Here is a 16,479-nt window from a genome sequence, read left to right as displayed (position 1 = left end):
GGAGGGCAGCGAAAGAGCCGAACGAATCGGCTCCCCCCGATTCATCGATATCAGTAGGCGATGCACACCGACTTGTTCTCGGTGTACGCCTCGATCGCCGCATGGCCCATCTCGCGTCCGATGCCGGACTGCTTGAAGCCGCCGAACGGCATCGACGGGTCGAGCAGGTTGTGGGCGTTCACCCATACCGTGCCGGCCTTGATCCTGGGCACCAGGTCCATGACCTGGCGCAGGTCGTTGGACCAGATGCTCGCACCGAGCCCGTAGATGCTGTCGTTGGCCAGGCGCACCGCTTCGTCGAGATCGTCGAAGGGCGTCGCCACCAGCACCGGCCCGAAGATTTCCTCGCGCACCACCTGCATCCCCGGGGTGACGTCGGCAAGGATCGTCGGCTGCACGTAGAACCCCGTCTCGCCCTGGCGCGCCCCACCGCAGACCACGCTGGCGCCCTCGGCCACCCCGCTTTCGATCATCCCCAGCACCCGCTCCTGCTGCCTGGCCGAGACCAGCGGGTTGATCTGCGTGGTCGGATCCAGGCCGGGGCCGATGCTCAGGTCGCCGGCGATGGCCGCCAGGCGCTCCAGCACCTGGTCGAAACGCTTGCGCTGAACATAGAGGCGCGAGCCAGCGGTGCAGACCTGCCCCTGGTTGAAGAAGATCGCGCCGGCGGAACCGGCGGCAGCCATGTCCAGGCTGGTGTCATCGAGGATGATCACCGGGGATTTGCCGCCGAGTTCGAGGGAAAAACGCGTCATGTTCTCCACCGCCGCATGCCCGATCAGCTTGCCCACCGGGGTCGAGCCGGTGAACGCCAGCTTGTCGATGCCCGGGTGCGCCGCCAGTGCCGCGCCGGCCTCGGCGCCCGTGCCGGTGACGATGTTCACCACTCCTGGCGGAATCCCCGCCTCCAGGCACAACTGGCCGAGGCGCAGGGCGGTCAGCGGGGTTTCGTCGGCCGGCTTGAGGACTACGGTGCAGCCGCAGGCCAGGGCCGGGACGATCTTCCAGATCGCCATCAGCAAGGGGAAATTCCACGGCACGATGGCTCCGACCACGCCCACCGGCTCCGGCACCGTGTAGGCCCGGTAGCGCGCGCCTGGGACCGCGGCGATCGACAGGTCGAGGCTGCGGCCCTCGATCTTGGTCGCCCAGCCGGCCATGTAGCGGATGAACTCGACCGAGGCGCCGACCTCCAGGGCCCGCGACAGGTTGATCGACTTGCCGTTGTTCAGGGTTTCCAACTGCGCCAGTTGCTCGCCATGCGCCTCGACCCGTTCCGCCAGTCGCAGCAGCAGGCGCTCGCGATCGGCCGGGCGCTGGCCTGCCCAGCTGCCTTCGAACGCGCGCCGCGCGGCGGCGACCGCCCGATCGACGTCTTCGGCGCCGGCGCGGGCCACGCGCGCCAGCTCGGCGCCGGTCGCCGGGTCGTACAGCGGCATGTCGGCGCCGGAACGCGCCGGCCCGGACTCACCGTCGATCAGCAGGCCATGGGGACTGCGCAAGAAAGCGCTGACGGACGGGTCGATGGCAATACTCATGTGTGCTCCTCGGCTTGGCGACGGCGCTGCGTCATGCATGCGCCTACTACCCGGGAATACTCTGGACCCGCCGCTCCCCCGCTCGCTTGCTCCAGCCTGCCGGGTTTCTTGCCGCTGCCTGCCAAGCCAGGCAGAGAGAGACAAGACGGCGCGCCGGGGCATGGACATTCTGCCCGGCAGGCAGGACAGTGGACGTCCCGCCGCCTCGTCCCACGGGAGTCCCGCGCCATGCCTTCGACCCTGTCGCCCGACCTCGGCCCGCGCTGCATGCAGGCCTTCACCCAGGTGGTGCCGGCCAGCCTGTGCGTGTTCTATCGCATCGACGAGGACTGTCGCGCACACGACTTCCAGCTCCTGCGGATGCCGGCCGGCATGCACCGCGACTACCTGCGCCACTACCGCGACTACGATCCGCTGCAGCCGCGCCACTGCCTGGCCAGCGCTTCGCCGGTAGTGCCGCTGCGCCAGGGCATCGCCCGCCAGCCCGCGAAGGACAGCGCGCTGTACCAGGGCTTCCTGCGACGCCACGGGATCTGCGACGTGGTCGAGGTACTGGCGCATGCGCAGCAGCGTCCGGTGGCGGCCCTGTCGTTACTGCGCGACGCCCGCCTAGGGGCCTTCTCCGACCAGGAGCTGCGACAATTGCGCGCCCTGCATGGCCTGATGGAGCTGGCGGCGCAGGCATGCGCCACGCCAGCGGCCAGCGCCGAGCGCCTGCAAGGCCTGACGCCGAGGGAACGGGAGATCGCCCTGCTGCTGCGTGACGGCGTCAGCAACAAATGCCTGGCGCAGTGCCTCGGACTCGGCCTGCCGACGGTGAAGACCCACCTGCTCAACCTGTTCCGCAAGACCGGTGCGCGCAGCCGCACCGAGCTGGTGAAGCGACTCTTCCTCTAGCCGCGCGCTGCCTGGGGGTTGCGCGCCTCCAGCCAGAAGAGGAACTGCCGCACCGCCAGCGGCTCGCCGCTCTCGTGCAGGCCGCGCAGGCCCTTGCGGTGGCGCCTGAAGGAAAAACCGGGAAATACCCAGGGCAGGTTCAACAGGTACCAGGCCAGGGCGCCGACATCGGCGAAGTGCAACACCTCCCAACCTTCGCCGCCAGCCACCGGCGGCAACTCCGCGGCCTCCAGTTGGGCGCGGGCGAAACCCAGGTTCCAGTGCGGTGCCTCCGGCGGCGGCGCCATTTCGCCATTCTCCCAGAGGCCGCCCGCTACCATCCCCGAGTCTCCTCGCCAAGGCAAGCCCATGGAGAATGTAAAGCTTGCTTGACAAAGAAGAGCATCCCGGCCAATGTAAAGCCCCCTTTACATGGACGGTTCAACCATGACCCACAAACGTTTCTTCCTCGAACTGCTTCTCGCGCTGGTCGCCTATGCCGCTGCCGTTCTGATCAGCGGCCAGTTGCTGGCGGGCACGGAACCGGGCGCCGGCCGGGTCTTCCTCGCCCTGCTGCCGGTGCCACCGATGGTCGCCCTGGCGCTGGTGGTGATCCGTTACCTGCGGCGCCTCGACGAAATGGCCCGGCGCATCCATCTCGAAGCCCTCGCCCTGGCCTTCGTCGGCACCGCCCTGCTCACCTTCACCTACGGTTTCCTCGAAACCACCGGCTTTCCGAAACTCTCGATGTTCTTCGTCTGGCCCCTGATGGGCGCGTTCTGGGTCATCGGCTGCGCCCTGGGACTGAGGCGCTACGCATGAGGAACCGCGTTCGCGAGTTGCGCGCGGAGCGCGGTTGGTCACAGGCGGAGCTGGCCGGAAAGCTGGAGGTATCGCGGCAGACGGTGAACGCCATCGAAACCGGCCGCTACGATCCAAGCCTGCCCTTGGCGTTCAAGCTCGCCCGGGTGTTCGGACTGGCCATAGAAGCGATCTTCGACGACCGGGAAGGCCAGCTGGACTGAGTCCGGTCCCGCTTCCGAAAATGTCCGGGGCGCCCCTGGCGACCCCGGTGGCAAGCCCCCCTTACCCTGTACCAAATGGCAGTTGCCGCATTTCCCCTCGGGGCTAGCCTTGGACCAGGCCTATCGCCAGCCTTCCCCCTGGTCCCCGCTCGATACGCTGAAAAACCACGGATAACGTCTTTTCCACCGGCAAGACAGGAGTCTCAGCCATGTCGAAAGATTCTGTTCTTGGCTTATTCAGGCAACACGCAGATACCCATCCCGAACGCCCCGCCCTCGTCGATCGCGAGCGCTCGTTCAGCTACCGCGAACTCGACCGGCTCAGCGACCGGCTGGCCGCCCACCTGGCCAGGCGCGGCGTCGCCCGGGGCGAGCTGCTGCCCCTGCTGGCCGAACGCTCGGCCGAACTGGTCATCGCCATCCTGGCGGCCGCCAAGTGCGCAGCGGCCTACGTACCGGTGGACCGTCGGCAACCCGACAGGCGCAAGCGGGAAATCCTCCGCCAGTGCCAAGCCCCCTTGGCCCTCGCCACCCAGGCCGAGGACCTGCCGGGGCAACCGGTGGAGGCCATCGCACAGGCGCTCGCGACGAGTGCGGCGGGTGCCGCGCCGAGACCGGCGCTCGACGGCAGCGAAGCGCTGTATGTGATCTTCACCTCGGGCACCACCGGCGAACCCAAGGGCGTGGTGATCGAGAGTCGCTCCCTGGCCAACCTCGTGAGCTGGCACAACCGGCGCTTCAATATGGATCAACGGAGCCGCACCACCCTGATGGCCGGCGTCGGCTTCGACGTTTCCCAATGGGAAATCTGGTCCACCCTGTGCGCAGGCGCCTGCCTCCACCTGGTGCCCGACGAGGTGCGCCCAGACCCGGCGGCGCTGCTGGCATTCTTCGCCGAGCAGCGGATCAGCCACGCCTTCGCGCCTACCGTGATGGTGCCCGCGCTGGCGGAGCAGCCCGCCCCGCCGTCGCTGGCGCTGCGCTACCTGTTCTGCGCCGGGGAAAAACTGCCGCCGGTCGCAACCGGCGGGCTGCCCTATACCGTGGTGGATTACTACGGCCCGACCGAGGCCACGGTCTTCGCCACCTGCCGCATCGTCGGCGCCGAAGCACATCGGCGACCCGCCTCGATCGGCACGCCCATCGACGGCTGCGAGGCATTCATCCTCGACGCCGACGACCGGCCTTGCCATGGCGACCGACCCGGTGAACTGAACCTGGCGGGCGTCTGCCTGGCGCGCGAATACCTGCGCGACCCGGACATGACCGCCAGGCGCTTCCACTACTCGCAGGCACTGCGGCGTCGGCTCTACCGCACCGGCGACAAGGCCCGCTGGTTGGCCGATGGCAGCCTGCAGTTCCTCGGTCGGCTGGACGACCAGGTGAAGATCCGCGGCCACCGCGTCGAACTCGGCGACGTCGAGGCCGCGCTGTTGCGCCAGCCGGCTATCCACGGCGCGGTGGTGCTGGCGCATGCCGACCCACGCTGCGGTAGCCAGCAATTGAGCGCCTTCGTGGTCCCCCGCCAGCAGGACGGCGATGCCAGGGCCGTGCTCGCCGCCATCAAGACCGCACTGCGCCAGGAACTGCCCGACTACATGCTGCCCAGCCGCTACCTGTCGCTGGACAGCCTGCCGACCACGGTCAACGGCAAGATCGACCGCCAGGCCCTGCGTCGACACCTGGACGAACAATGCCAGGAACGACTCGACGAGCAACGCTTCGGCACCCCCGGCGAACTGCAAGTGGCCCTGTCCTGGCAGGAAGTGCTGGGGCATACCGACTTCGGCCTGGACGACAGCTTCTTCGAGGTCGGCGGCCATTCCCTGCTGGCCGCCGCCCTGGTACGCGAATTGAGCCGACGCTTCGGCAACCGTGCCTACATCCACGACATCTACCGCACCCCGAGCGTGCGCCAACTGGCGGCCAGCCTGGCGCGGCGCGCCGGCGAAGCGCCGCCGGCGCTGGACAGCGAACCGGCCCAGGAGCTGCAACGGGACGTGCGCCTGCCCGCCGACGTGGATTTCAGCCGCCCCATGGACACCGCCCAATTGCTGGCGCCACGGCACATCCTGCTCACCGGCGCCAGCGGGCTGATGGGCGCCCACCTGCTCGCCGAGCTGCTGGCCAGCCGCGAGGCCGACCTGCATTGTCCGGTCCGTGCGCAAAACGACGCCCATGCCCTCGAACGCCTGCGCCAGGCCGCCCGGCAGCACCGCATCGAACTCGCCGAGACGGACTGGCGACGGGTCAGGGCCTACGCCGCCGACCTCGCAGAACCAGGTTTCGGACTACCGGCGGAAACCTATCGCGAGCTGGCCGGCAGCGTCGACCAGGTCTTCCATTCCGCCAGCGCGGTGAACTTCATCCAGCCATACAGCTACATGAAGCGCGACAACGTCGAGGGGCTCGGCCAGGTCCTGCGCTTCTGCGCCAGCGGCCGCTGCAAGCCGCTGATGCTGCTGTCGAGCATCTCGGTGTACAGCTGGGGCCACCTGCATACCGGCAAGCGCCTGATGCGCGAGGACGACGACATCGACCAGAACCTGCCGGCGGTGGTCACCGACATGGGCTACGTGCGCAGCAAATGGGTGATGGAAAAGATCGCCGACCTCGCCGCCGAACGCGGCCTGCCGCTGATGACCTTCCGCCTCGGCTACGCCACCTGCCACAGCCGTACCGGCGCCTACGCCGACTACCAGTGGTGGAGCCGGCTGGCGCGGACCTGCCTGGAGTACCGGGCCGTGCCGCTCCTGCGCGAGCTGCGCGAGGGCCTGACCACGGTGGACTACATGGTAGAGGCGATCAGCGTCATCGCCCGCCAGCCTTCGGCGCTGGGCAAGAAATTCAACCTGGTGCCGAGCATTCCGCGCTGCCTGACCCTGGACGAGTTCTTCGGCCGTCTCGGGCGACGCGCCGGGCGTCCCCTTCGGCAGATGCCGTTCGACGACTGGGTAAGTCTCTGGGAAGACAATCGCGACGCCCCGCTCTATCCCCTGCTGAGCATGTTCCGCGACAACATGTACGCCGGCCGCAGCACCGTCGAGTTGTACCAGGACACCTATCTCTGGGACTGCACCAACGTCGAGGAACACCTGCGCGGGAGCGCCGTGCGCGAGCCGGAGTTCGACGACCGCCTGCTCGACCTGTACCTCGCCGGCCTGGGCGGCAGCGCCATGCGGTAAGGTCGAGGCCGCCGCGGCCGGTCGCCGCGGCGGTTACCGCAGCGGGACGCGCTTGGGTATCCTGTCCGCTTTATCGCCCGGAGAACCTCATGCACAACGTTCTGATCGTCGGCGCCTCGCGCGGCATCGGCCTGGGACTGGCGGATGCCTTCCTGCAACGCGGCGCACAGGTATTCGCCGTCGCCCGGCGACCGCAAGGCTCTCCCGGGCTACAGGCACTGGCGGAGCGGGCCGGGGAGCGCTTGCAAGCGGTGACCGGCGACCTCAACCAACACGATTGCGCCGAACGCATTGGCGAGATGCTGGGCGAGCGGCGGATCGATCGCCTGATCGTCAACGCCGGCATCTACGGCCCGCAGCAACAGGATGTGGCGGAAATCGACGCCGAGCAGACCGCCCAGCTATTCCTGACCAACGCCATCGCGCCGCTGCGCCTGGCCAGGGCACTGTCCGGCCGGGTTAGCCGGGGTGGCGTGGTGGCGTTCATGAGTTCGCAGATGGCCAGCCTGGCGCTGGGCCTGTCGGCCACGATGCCGCTCTACGGCGCCAGCAAGGCGGCGCTGAACAGCCTGGTACGCAGCTGGGAGGGCGAGTTCGAGGAGTTGCCGTTCAGCCTGTTGCTCCTGCATCCCGGCTGGGTGCGTACCGAAATGGGCGGCGACAGCGCGCCGCTGAGCGTCGAGGAAAGCGCCGCCGGACTGGTCGCGACGGTGGAGGATGCCGCGGGCGTGAATGCCTGTCGCTTCGTCGATTATCGGAACCAGCCGCTGCCCTGGTGAAGCGGGCCGATCCGTCAGGGCATCCGGCAATAGCCCTCGGCCGCATACCTGATGAGGTCGGCATCGCGCTTGATGCCGAGCTTCTTCATGGCACTGACCTTCTGCGTACTGATGGTCTGCACGCTGCGATGCGAGCGCTCGGCGATCTCGGTGATGGTCAGTCCGGAGCCGAACAGACGGACGATTTCCGCCTCCCGGGGCGTCAGCCGTTCGTTGTGCGAGGAAAGCACCTGGTTGACGAAGATGTCCCTGATCGACGGCGAGAAATACTGGTTTCGCGAATAGGCCGCGCTCACCGCCGCCAGCAGGTGACTGGTCGAGTCGGACTTGCTGAGGATGCAATTGATACCCTGCTTGAGAATGGCCCGGATAAGGCCCGGATTGTTCAGCATGGTAAAGACAACCAATTGCAGATGCGGATAACGTCGCCGCAGCAATGACAACAATGCCAGTCCATCGCCATATTTCCCGCCCGGCATCGTATAGTCGACGATAACGACATCGCAGTCGCCTTCGTCGAGCCGGCCGATCAACTCGGTAGAATTGGAAACTTGACCGAGCATCTCCAAAGAACCGCACTGACTCAGTTCGTAGGAAATACCCAGCGAAATGGCGGGATGATCATCCGCAACCATTACGCGAATGCGATGTAGGGACATCCTTGCGTCTCCTTAAGCGGTACACGGCAGGCGAAAGCGTTACCAGGAAACCTGTGGTCTCGGTCATGCCTGCCGCAGGCAGGCGGCCGCCGCTCGGCCGGCAAGGAGGAAAGCGCGGTCCGGAATCCGCCGACGCCACTGCCCCGGTTCAAAGTGAACATGTGTATTTTCTAGTGAAACCGACGATATTTAATATAGTAAAACTACTATTTTTTCGCCTCGTAAACTAACAACAAAGACACTTGAAACAGCCCCCGAAAAACGTCTACGTAGACACTTATGAAAAACGATGAAATACGAAACGGACAAGCCAGAGCAGCAAAAAGTTTGAAAAAAGAGTTCCGCGACAAGCTGAAACTATCGCCTGGAAAATAGCGTTCGTTTATTTGCGCGAAATCCTACCGAGGAAACTTGCATATCCCTCAGAAAGCCTTCGCCCATACGCAATATCGGTATTCCGTGTGCGGGAATGGCATGTGCGCACGAGACCCAGGACGAGCAGCGGAGCGATATGCAGAGCGCCTTCGGCGATCTGCAACCACTGGAGGTGAGGGGCCGAGCCTTCGCGAGGGCTGGCGCGAAAGCGGCCGACGGCGCTTCCCGAGGCGGGGCGGGAAACGCCGGGGAAAGAGCGGCGGCGCCGCTCAGGGGAAGGTAAACGTGAACTCGGCGGCGCCGTCGGCGACCCCGGCCTTCAATTCGCCCTCCGCGCCGATACGGATGTAGGCGGCACTCAGCGGGAGGTCGGCGCTGTCGCCGACACGCCGCATCGGGTAGGGCGTGCCGTCGAAACGTATCCGCTGCTGGTCCAGGCCGTTCTTCACGACGATGCCGAACCCCGCCGCGCCGCCGCTCTTCAAGCTGAGGATCGTCGGGTCCGCTTGCTGCGCCGAGACATACTTGTCGCGGAAAGCGATTTCCGGCTTGGCCAGCGCCGCACACTCGCTGAGAGAGATATCGAAGGAGCGCTCCGTGGAGGTGTCGTTGACCCGCGGGAAGTTCTTCAACGCGACGCTACCCAGTTTGACGTTGATTTCCCGTCCCACCTCGACCTTGCATTTCTTCGGGATCGGCGGCGGCGGGGGACCGCCGCCGATCCCGATGGAGGCCGGGCCGATCAGCGAATAGGGCTTTCGGCAAACCCCGGTGGGGTAGTTGTCCGCAGGCACCGCCAGGACGCTGCCGATGGACGCTTCGCCCTTCAGCCTGTCCACCGCCCAGAGATTCAGGGTGGCGCTGCCGGATACGCTGGTTACCTTCAGGTCGCCGGCAGGCAACTCGCCGGGGTCGACCGTCAGGACCAGTTCCTGTAGGTAGTCGCTGGTCGTGCTTCCGGAAAAGCTCGTGACTCGCTTGTCCAGCGCATGGGGCTGGTTGTCGACCGGAATCACCCGCTTGACGCCGTCCTGGGCATCCACCGAGATCCGATAGCCGATGCCTTTGACGTCGGACGCCACCGTGCCGTAAGGCCCCGGAAAGCCCACCCCGGACCAGTTCCCCCCGATGACCAGCTCATGCGCCTCCTGGGAAGCCTGGGGCTTGTAGTTCAGGAACAGGCTCACCGGCCTGGCGAACAGCACCGTGCCTTTCGCCGTGCCGCTGGTCAGCTCGTTCACCACACGCCAGGGCAAGCCTTTGCCATTGCCGAACGAGCAGTTCAGGGCGACCTCGTTCAGGGCCCAGGCCTGGCCGCCGGTCAGGCAGCAGAGGCCGAGAACGAGCGCCTGCCGAGCCTGCGCGCCAGGCCGGCGGCGCAGGGAAACGCGGCCGGGAAATAACCTCATGCTCATGGAACTCTCCAAGATTGCGCCTGCGGAAGAGGGCCACACTCCAGGCGAGAGCGGCCCCGGCCGGGAAGGGAGGTCCGCCAGGGACCTCCCCTGCCGGCCTTACCAGATGTTGCCGTAGTCGATACCGGCAGGCGGCAGGAGCGCCGCCTCGCCGATCACGTAGTTGCCGCCCAGGACCCCATGGTTCTCGCCGACCTGCGCACCGTAGATCTGGCCGTAATGGGACTGAGGCTTGAAGTCGATCTTGCCGCTGACGCCGGAGTACTCGATCGATCCCAGGTTGACGCCGGCCAGCCCGCCCATGGAGACGTAGTAGTCGCCACTGACGGTGCCTTCCGACATGGACGAAACGATGCGTCCCTGGATCTGGTTCTCGCCGACCAGGCCGCCGATGCGGCTGCGCCCGCCGCTGTTGACGGTACTGCTGCTGCGCGCCGACAGGATCGAACCGGCGTTGCTGCCGACCAGGCCGCCAACCGACGCACTCGCAGCGGCGCTGACCCTGCCGCTGGTATCCACGTTGACCAGTTCGCCGCCGTTGTGGCCGACGAGCCCGCCCACCAGGCTGTTGAACCCGCCGCTCACGTCGCCGCGCGAGATCGCATGGGCGACGGAACCGCCGAGGTTGTGTCCAATCAGCCCGCCGACGCGACTGTTGCTGCCGCCGCTGACCTTGCCCGTCGCCTCGGCGGTCTCGATGGCGCTCTGGCTATTGTTGCCGACCAGCCCGCCCAGATCCGCGCCGCCCTGGTCCGTGACGCTGCCGCTGGCTTTCAGGTTTCCGAGCATGCCGTTGCCTTCTGCCTTGCCGATCAGCCCGCCGGTCGCCAGGCCGCCCTTGCTGTACACCGACCCGCTCGCCTGCGAGCGGAATATCTCGCCGCCGGAACTCAGGCCGACCAGCCCGCCGGTATTCCCCGCGCCGCCGGCCTCCACCTGGCCGCTGGCGCTACTATCGGAGACGTGGCCGAACATGTTGTAGCCGACCAGGCCGCCGACGTTCAGGCCGGGCCGGTAGGTCTCGACCTTCCCCTGGCTGCCGGACGCCCTGATCATGCCCTTCGCATTCAGTCCGACCAGGCCGCCGACGCCGCCCAGGCTGTTGCGCTCGGTGGACTGTGCAGCCACATGGACGTTGCTGTGGGCGTTCTCGATGACCGCCTCCGGCCCCCAGGCAGTGGTGAAGTTCTCCCCCACCAGACCGCCGACCGCCGTGCTCGCCGCATAACCGGTGACGCCGCCGCTGACGGATGCGTTCGCGATCTGCCCGCTGATATTGCGCCCGACCAGGCCGCCCAGTGCGTTGGAGCGCAGTCGGCTGCCGACGACCGAGACCCCGCTGGCGCTGACGTTGGCGATGCGGCCGCTGTTGATCCCGACCAGGGCGCCGAGCGAAGACGGTCCGGAGCCGTAGGTGTTATCGGATACCCGCAGGTTGTTCAGCTTCAGGTTGCTCAGGGTGCCCGAGGAGCGGGCGAACAGCCCGACATTCGGCCCGGTGTTGCTGATCGAGAGATTGCCGATGCTGTTGCCGAGACCGTCCAGGGTGCCGCTGAAAACGCCGGCGGGCCCGCCGATGGATTGCAGCGCCGTGCAGTAATAGCTGCCGCCCAGGATATTGCCGCCGAGCACGTACAGGCCGTCCAGGTTCTTGTTGATCGCCTGCAACTGCGCCAGGTTCTGCACCACCGTGTAGTAATAGCCACCGGAGACGTAGGTCGCGTTGGCCCCGGCCAGGGAGACCGACGCCGTGCCGTTCACCCGGTGGCCTTCGCCGGCATCCATGGCCAGCGCGCTGCCAGCCCCGCCGAGAACGATCTTGTCATTGATATCGATAGCGCCTTCGGCCTTCAGCTCCAGCCCAGCCTTGGCGCCACTGGCATTCAGCCTGCCATTCAACGTCAGGTCGGCCGCGGAGCCCAGCCCCAGCCGGTTGCCCGATGCCCAGCTCACCGAGCCGTCGAGGTCCAGGTCGCCCTTGGTCGAAACCAGTTCGATATTGGTGCTCGCCAGGTTCCGCGACAGGGTGTCGGCATGAACGGTGACGCCATCCGACACCGCCGACGGGCGCACGTCGATCTTGTCGGCGGCAATCTTCCAGGTGCCGTTGAGGCCATTGCTGGCGAGCGTGTTCACCTGGGTGCCCAGGGCCACTTCCACCGCCTGCCCCCGGACCTCGACCGTGCCGCCGTGCCCCGGACCTTTCAGCGCATTGGCGGACAAGGCGCCTCCCACCATGACCTTGCCGTCCGGGCCGCCATCGAGCACGATCCGCCCGTTCTTGCCGCGCAGCGAACGGGCCTCGATGGCACCCTGGGAGTTCACCACCGTGTTGAGCAGCGCATTGGCGGTCCTGGCCGCCATCAGGACTCGCCCCCCGTCGGCCTTGAGCAGGCCGCCGTTGCTTGCCAGCGCATTGGCGACCCCGGCGTCGACGCGGATGTCGAGCAGCTTGTTGCCGTCGAAATTCAGCGTCAGGTCGCTGCCCGCGCCGAGCCCGACACCGCCCATCTGCGCCAGGACCGTCCCGCGGTTGTCGACCTGCGCGCCCAGCAGGGCGATGCTGCCGCCTTCTGCCGCGGTGATGGCGCCCCCGTGGTTGAGGACACCGTTGGTAGAGGGACCCGTGAAACGGTATCTGGAGGAGTTGCCGTTGAACTCGGCATCCGTGATGTCCAGCGTGGAAGCCACCAGGCCGCCGACATTGACCTGGGCACCGCGACCGAAGAGCACGCCGTTGGGGTTGACCAGGAAGACCTGGCCGTTGGCATCGATCCGCCCCTGGATATCGCTGGCCTTGGTGCCGATCACCCGATTCAGGGCGATCGAGCTACTGCTCGGCTGGTTGAAGATCACCCGCTCGCCGGCGGCAACGCTGAAGGAATCCCAGTTGGCGATGAGCTTGTCGACCTTCTGGTTGACCGACAGGCTGTTGCCGCCCGACAGGTGTATCTCCCCGTTCGCGCTCCCGCCGACCACCGTTCCCCCGCTTGGCAGCGCATAGGCCGGAGCCAGGGCCGTGGCGCCCAGCAGGGCCAGGGCGGAGGCGATCGCCGCCTTGGCGCCGGCGGGCTTGCCGCGCCTGCGACTGCCTTCGCTGACGACGTTCCAGCAGCCCTGGGATACGTTCCAGACCAGTGCATAGCATTTGTTCATGTGCTTCCTTCCTCCAGTGAAACCCCGCGACCTATTCGCAGGGCCGTGCTACGGCAGGAGCCCAACTCCCCGGGCCCTGCCGAACTCCTACGGGTATCTCTCTGCCGGCGCGTCGCCACGCTCGATCTGGCCGTCATCCCCCACCGCATCGAAATGGACCCGCGCCGCCTCGCCGGGCACGGCCGGCAGACTCAACGGGGTAAGGGCGAAAGGCGGCAGGGTGACGCTGCCGAGGGACATGGCGAGGTCGCCCTCGCCCAGCTCCAGGCGCACCAGGGAAACGTGATAGGGACTGCGGTTGTCCGCCTCCAGCAGCGCCCGCTGCCCCGGCCGTACCGCCGGACGCAGGCGCCAGACGACCTGGCGCGCGGCGGCTCGCGGATCGCCGGCCAGACCCTGCGGACGGAACAGGAGCTTCATCCGCAGGCGGTAGCTCACCAGCAGCAGGTTGCCGCTGCCGTCCTCCCGCCCCGGCACCTCCAGCAGGTTGACCCAGAACAGCGATTCCCGGTCGTCCGGCAGCGGCTCGCCGGTATGGCGAAGCTGGAGCGCCTGGGTCTCCTGCGGGTCCATACGCAACAGCGGCGGCGACAGGATGAACGGCACCGTGACAGCGCTCGGGTCCGCCGTCTCGTCGCCGCGATCGAGCCAGGTCTGGACCAGGGCCGGGCGCGTCCCGACGTTACCGACGCGGATCGTCAGCGCGGAAACGCCCGCCGGATAGATGAAACGGGTCCCGATCACGGACAGCGAGGCGGAGGCATCGGCCACCAGCGCCACCAGCAGGACCCAGGCCGTGCCGCATCGTCCCAGGCCGACGCCGGTCACAGCGTGCGCTCCCGGTCGGCGGCCGACGTCGGGCGACATGCCAGTTGCAGGACGGGAGGCGTCGTCTCGCGCGGGCCCAGCGCATAGTCGACCAGGCACTGCTGCTGCGGCTCGTTGCCCCAGCGCACCCGAACCGAGCCGCGATCCTGCTCGACCCGCAGCACCAGGCGGCTGCCCTGGCCGACGGCGCCCACCGACTGCCCGCTGTGGGCATCGAGCACTTCCGCGGCGAACGGCAGGGGCTCGCCGCTGGGCATCCGGCTATCCACCAGCAAGGGCCTTGCCACCCGCGTCGGATAGTCGAGGCGCACCACCGCTCCGGCGGTGGGCGCCACGTTGCGCGAACTGGACCTCAGTTCGATCTCGTCGGCCATGCCGTTGGGGTCGAGGTCGACGCTGTTCAACTGGTAGGGCAGCAGGTTGGGAATCACCGCATAGCCGTGGCGGTCGATCCGGCTTCCCGAGTAGCCGGCAGCCGCGCCCCTGGCATTTGGCGCGTGGACCAGGCCGATCGTCTCGCCCAGGGTTTGTGCCGCGGTGATCCCGCCGCTGTGCGCGACCAGGCCCCCCGCGGCCTTGACCGACAACTGCCGATAGCCCGGTCCCTGCGAGAGGCTGGAGCCGAGTTCGACCTGCGGCAGTCGATAGTCGAGGCTGGCGCTCTTCGAGGTCTGCCGGCTGTCGCGGTCATGGGAGGCCGACAGCGAGTAGGAGGCCTCGCCACGCTTGCCCAGCATGCCGGAAACTCCGCTGGTGAGCTGGGTTCCGCTGTTGCTGTCGCGGGTCAGGTAGCTGCTCAGGGTCGGCGACCCGCGTCCCGCGCCGCCCAGCGGAATGGACAGGTTCAGGCTGAACAGCGTGCTGGTCTCGCCGCGCCTGTCACCGCTGGAAAAGCCTTCGTAGTGGCTGCGCAGGCGTTGCGCGGAAATGGAGTAGCTGAGGTCGCGCCACTGGTTGCTGTAGCCGACGGAGAAGTTGACCGCCCGCCCGCCGCCGCTCCAGTAGCGCTGCGAGGAGCCGTTCAGGTACAGGTTGCCGCCGTTGCCCAGTTGCTGGCTGATGTTGGCGTCGAGACGGTTGCGCAAGCGCGAGAACGACTCCAGCGGCTCGCCTCGCTCTACCCGGTCCTGCATGAAGGCCGCGTCGCGCAGGCCGAGATAGCCACCGGTGGAGTAACGATAGGCGAGCAGCGAAAAGTTGGTGCCGGTGTTCGGCAGGTTCTTGCTGTAGGCGAGACGGTAGCTGGAGCCGCTAAGGCGGTCGTCGCCGGGAACCTCGGTACGCGCCAGCGTCACGTCACCGGAGAATCCGCCCACCGGCGTGTTCAGCGCCGCGCCCATCAATCCGGACATGTAGCTGCCGGTGAAGGCCCCGCCCGCGTATGCGGTGACGTCGTTGCCCAGGCCGCGCTGGTAGACGCCCTGCAGCATGTTCGGCCGACGCTCCAGGCTGGGATCGTTGAGCCGCCCGGCCGTCAGGCTGTAGCGCGTGGTTCCGGGGCGCAGCAGTTGCACGGTGGTGGCGAACGGCACGATGAAACTGCGGACTTCCCCGCTGGCTTCGGTCACCCGCACTTCCAGGTCCCCGCCATAGCTGGCGGTCTGCAGTTCGTCGAGAGCGAACGCCCCGGGTGCCACCGTGGTTTCGTAGATGAGGTAGCCGCGCTGGTAGACCGATACCCGCGCATTGGTACTGGCGGTCCCACGGACCACCGGAGCGTAGTAGCGCAGCGAATCCGGCAGCATCCGGTCATCGCTGGAAAGCTGCACTCCACGGAAGGACACCGCATCGAAGAACTCGCTGCTGGTGGAGTTTTCTCCCAGCAATAACTGCGCACGCCAGGCCGGCAGGTCGGTCTGCACATAGGTTGCGCTACGCTGGTAATGGCTGCCCATGCGGCGCGACCAGGTGGCCGTGCCGTTGTGGCGCAGGCGCGCCCGCCCGAAATTGAAGCCGGCGTTCATCCCGGCATAGCCGCTGGTGGCGCTCCTGCCGTGGTTTTCCCTGACGTGGAGATTGCTGTTGTAGTTGAGCAAGGCGGCGGAAATGCCGCTGTCCCAGCTCGCCGGATCGACATAGGTCTTCGAAGAATCCAGGCTCAGGTAATAGCTGGGCACCGAGACATAGACCGACTGCTCGGCGATATCGAGCTTGACCCGGGCCCCCGGCACATAGCGCTCGAGCGGGTCGCAGTGCAAACCTTCGGGCAGAGGATCGCGAGCCGAGGAACGGTCCTGGCCACGCGCGCTCTTCTCCAGGTCGATGCCCGCCCGCTCCAGCAGGCCCCGGTCGTAGCAGAAGACCGCGCTTTCCCGCCCCGGCTGGCGGCGCAGCTCGACTTCCTCGACGCCACGCCATCGGCTGTTGAGCAGCAGGTCGAGGCGATAGCGGCCTGGCTCGATGACGTCGCCGCGCTCGAAACGCGACGTATCGATCGAGCGTCCGCCCGGCCCCAGGGCCAGCATCTGCGCGTCGAAGACGATCCGCCGCGACGGTGCGTCCAACCCACCGGCCGGTGACGCAACGGCCGCCGCGGGCGCCTGCGGCTGTTTCGCCGGTGCTCCCGTCCTGGCCTCCTTCGCCTTCGCCCCGGCTACGCCGGCGGCGCCGACGGAGGACCAGGACTGGCAGGAGGACAGCGAA

At 67.3% G+C, this 16,479-nt stretch carries 11 protein-coding genes and 1 pseudogene; 5 read left to right on the top strand and 7 right to left on the bottom strand.

Annotated elements, in window-relative coordinates; all coding sequences use genetic code 11:
- Nucleotides 1-50: 50 nt before the first annotated feature.
- Nucleotides 51-1,538 carry an aldehyde dehydrogenase family protein gene (locus tag AC1RB9_RS04430; protein ID WP_003159318.1) on the bottom strand — a complete coding sequence of 496 codons (1,488 nt, stop codon included), beginning with the start codon at nt 1,536-1,538 and terminating at the stop codon, nt 51-53.
- 228 nt (nt 1,539-1,766) lie between these two features.
- Between AC1RB9_RS04430 and AC1RB9_RS04425 the strand changes: the two genes are divergently transcribed.
- Nucleotides 1,767-2,435, top strand: coding sequence for a helix-turn-helix transcriptional regulator (locus AC1RB9_RS04425; protein ID WP_003454197.1), 669 nt, complete (start codon nt 1,767-1,769; stop codon nt 2,433-2,435).
- On the opposite strand, the pseudogene AC1RB9_RS04420 reads toward AC1RB9_RS04425, so the two are convergent.
- Nucleotides 2,432-2,728 (bottom strand): annotated as a pseudogene (locus tag AC1RB9_RS04420) (hypothetical protein); the annotation flags it as partial. The gene AC1RB9_RS04425 and the pseudogene AC1RB9_RS04420 overlap by 4 nt on opposite strands.
- 133 nt (nt 2,729-2,861) lie before the next feature.
- Here AC1RB9_RS04420 and AC1RB9_RS04415 point away from each other — a divergent pair.
- The 4 genes from AC1RB9_RS04415 (at nt 2,862) to AC1RB9_RS04400 (ending at nt 7,403) form a co-directional block, all read left to right on the top strand.
- Nucleotides 2,862-3,236 carry a hypothetical protein gene (locus AC1RB9_RS04415; RefSeq protein WP_003454200.1) on the top strand — a complete coding sequence of 125 codons (375 nt, stop codon included), beginning with the start codon at nt 2,862-2,864 and terminating at the stop codon, nt 3,234-3,236.
- Nucleotides 3,233-3,439 carry a helix-turn-helix transcriptional regulator gene (locus AC1RB9_RS04410; RefSeq protein ID WP_003093358.1) on the top strand — a complete coding sequence of 69 codons (207 nt, stop codon included), beginning with the start codon at nt 3,233-3,235 and terminating at the stop codon, nt 3,437-3,439. Before AC1RB9_RS04415 ends, AC1RB9_RS04410 begins: the two co-directional genes overlap by 4 nt.
- Before the next feature lie 209 nt (nt 3,440-3,648).
- Nucleotides 3,649-6,624: a non-ribosomal peptide synthetase gene (locus tag AC1RB9_RS04405; protein ID WP_003454204.1), complete on the top strand. Its 2,976-nt coding sequence runs from the start codon at nt 3,649-3,651 to the stop codon at nt 6,622-6,624.
- 89 nt (nt 6,625-6,713) lie between these two features.
- A complete protein-coding gene (locus AC1RB9_RS04400; RefSeq protein WP_003142989.1) occupies nt 6,714-7,403 on the top strand; it encodes an SDR family oxidoreductase in 690 nt (229 codons plus the stop codon).
- A gap of 14 nt (nt 7,404-7,417) precedes the next feature.
- Here AC1RB9_RS04400 and AC1RB9_RS04395 read toward each other — a convergent pair whose 3' ends face one another.
- The 5 genes from AC1RB9_RS04395 to cupB3 all read right to left on the bottom strand — a co-directional run bounded on the left by AC1RB9_RS04395 (nt 7,418) and on the right by cupB3 (nt 16,301).
- Nucleotides 7,418-8,062: a response regulator gene (locus AC1RB9_RS04395; RefSeq protein WP_003093364.1), complete on the bottom strand. Its 645-nt coding sequence runs from the start codon at nt 8,060-8,062 to the stop codon at nt 7,418-7,420.
- Between the two features lie 644 nt (nt 8,063-8,706).
- On the bottom strand, nt 8,707-9,852 hold the full coding sequence (locus tag AC1RB9_RS04390; protein ID WP_003158814.1) for a fimbrial protein: 1,146 nt from the start codon (nt 9,850-9,852) through the stop codon (nt 8,707-8,709).
- A gap of 99 nt (nt 9,853-9,951) precedes the next feature.
- Entirely contained in the window at nt 9,952-13,008 is a 3,057-nt protein-coding gene (locus tag AC1RB9_RS04385) for a two-partner secretion domain-containing protein (RefSeq protein ID WP_003104548.1), read from the bottom strand.
- A gap of 87 nt (nt 13,009-13,095) precedes the next feature.
- Entirely contained in the window at nt 13,096-13,836 is a 741-nt protein-coding gene (locus AC1RB9_RS04380; protein WP_003104547.1) for a fimbrial biogenesis chaperone, read from the bottom strand.
- The gene (gene cupB3 / locus AC1RB9_RS04375; RefSeq protein WP_003454207.1) at nt 13,833-16,301 is read right to left on the bottom strand and encodes a fimbrial biogenesis outer membrane usher protein CupB3; all 2,469 of its coding nucleotides are present in this window, start codon (nt 16,299-16,301) and stop codon (nt 13,833-13,835) included. Before cupB3 ends, AC1RB9_RS04380 begins: the two co-directional genes overlap by 4 nt.
- Between the last annotated feature and the right edge of the window lie 178 nt (nt 16,302-16,479).

Source organism: Pseudomonas sp. 20-5, assembly GCF_056782835.1.
The sequence above is the reverse complement of the archived record's forward strand: the minus strand, read 5'-3'. Positions and strand labels throughout refer to the sequence as shown.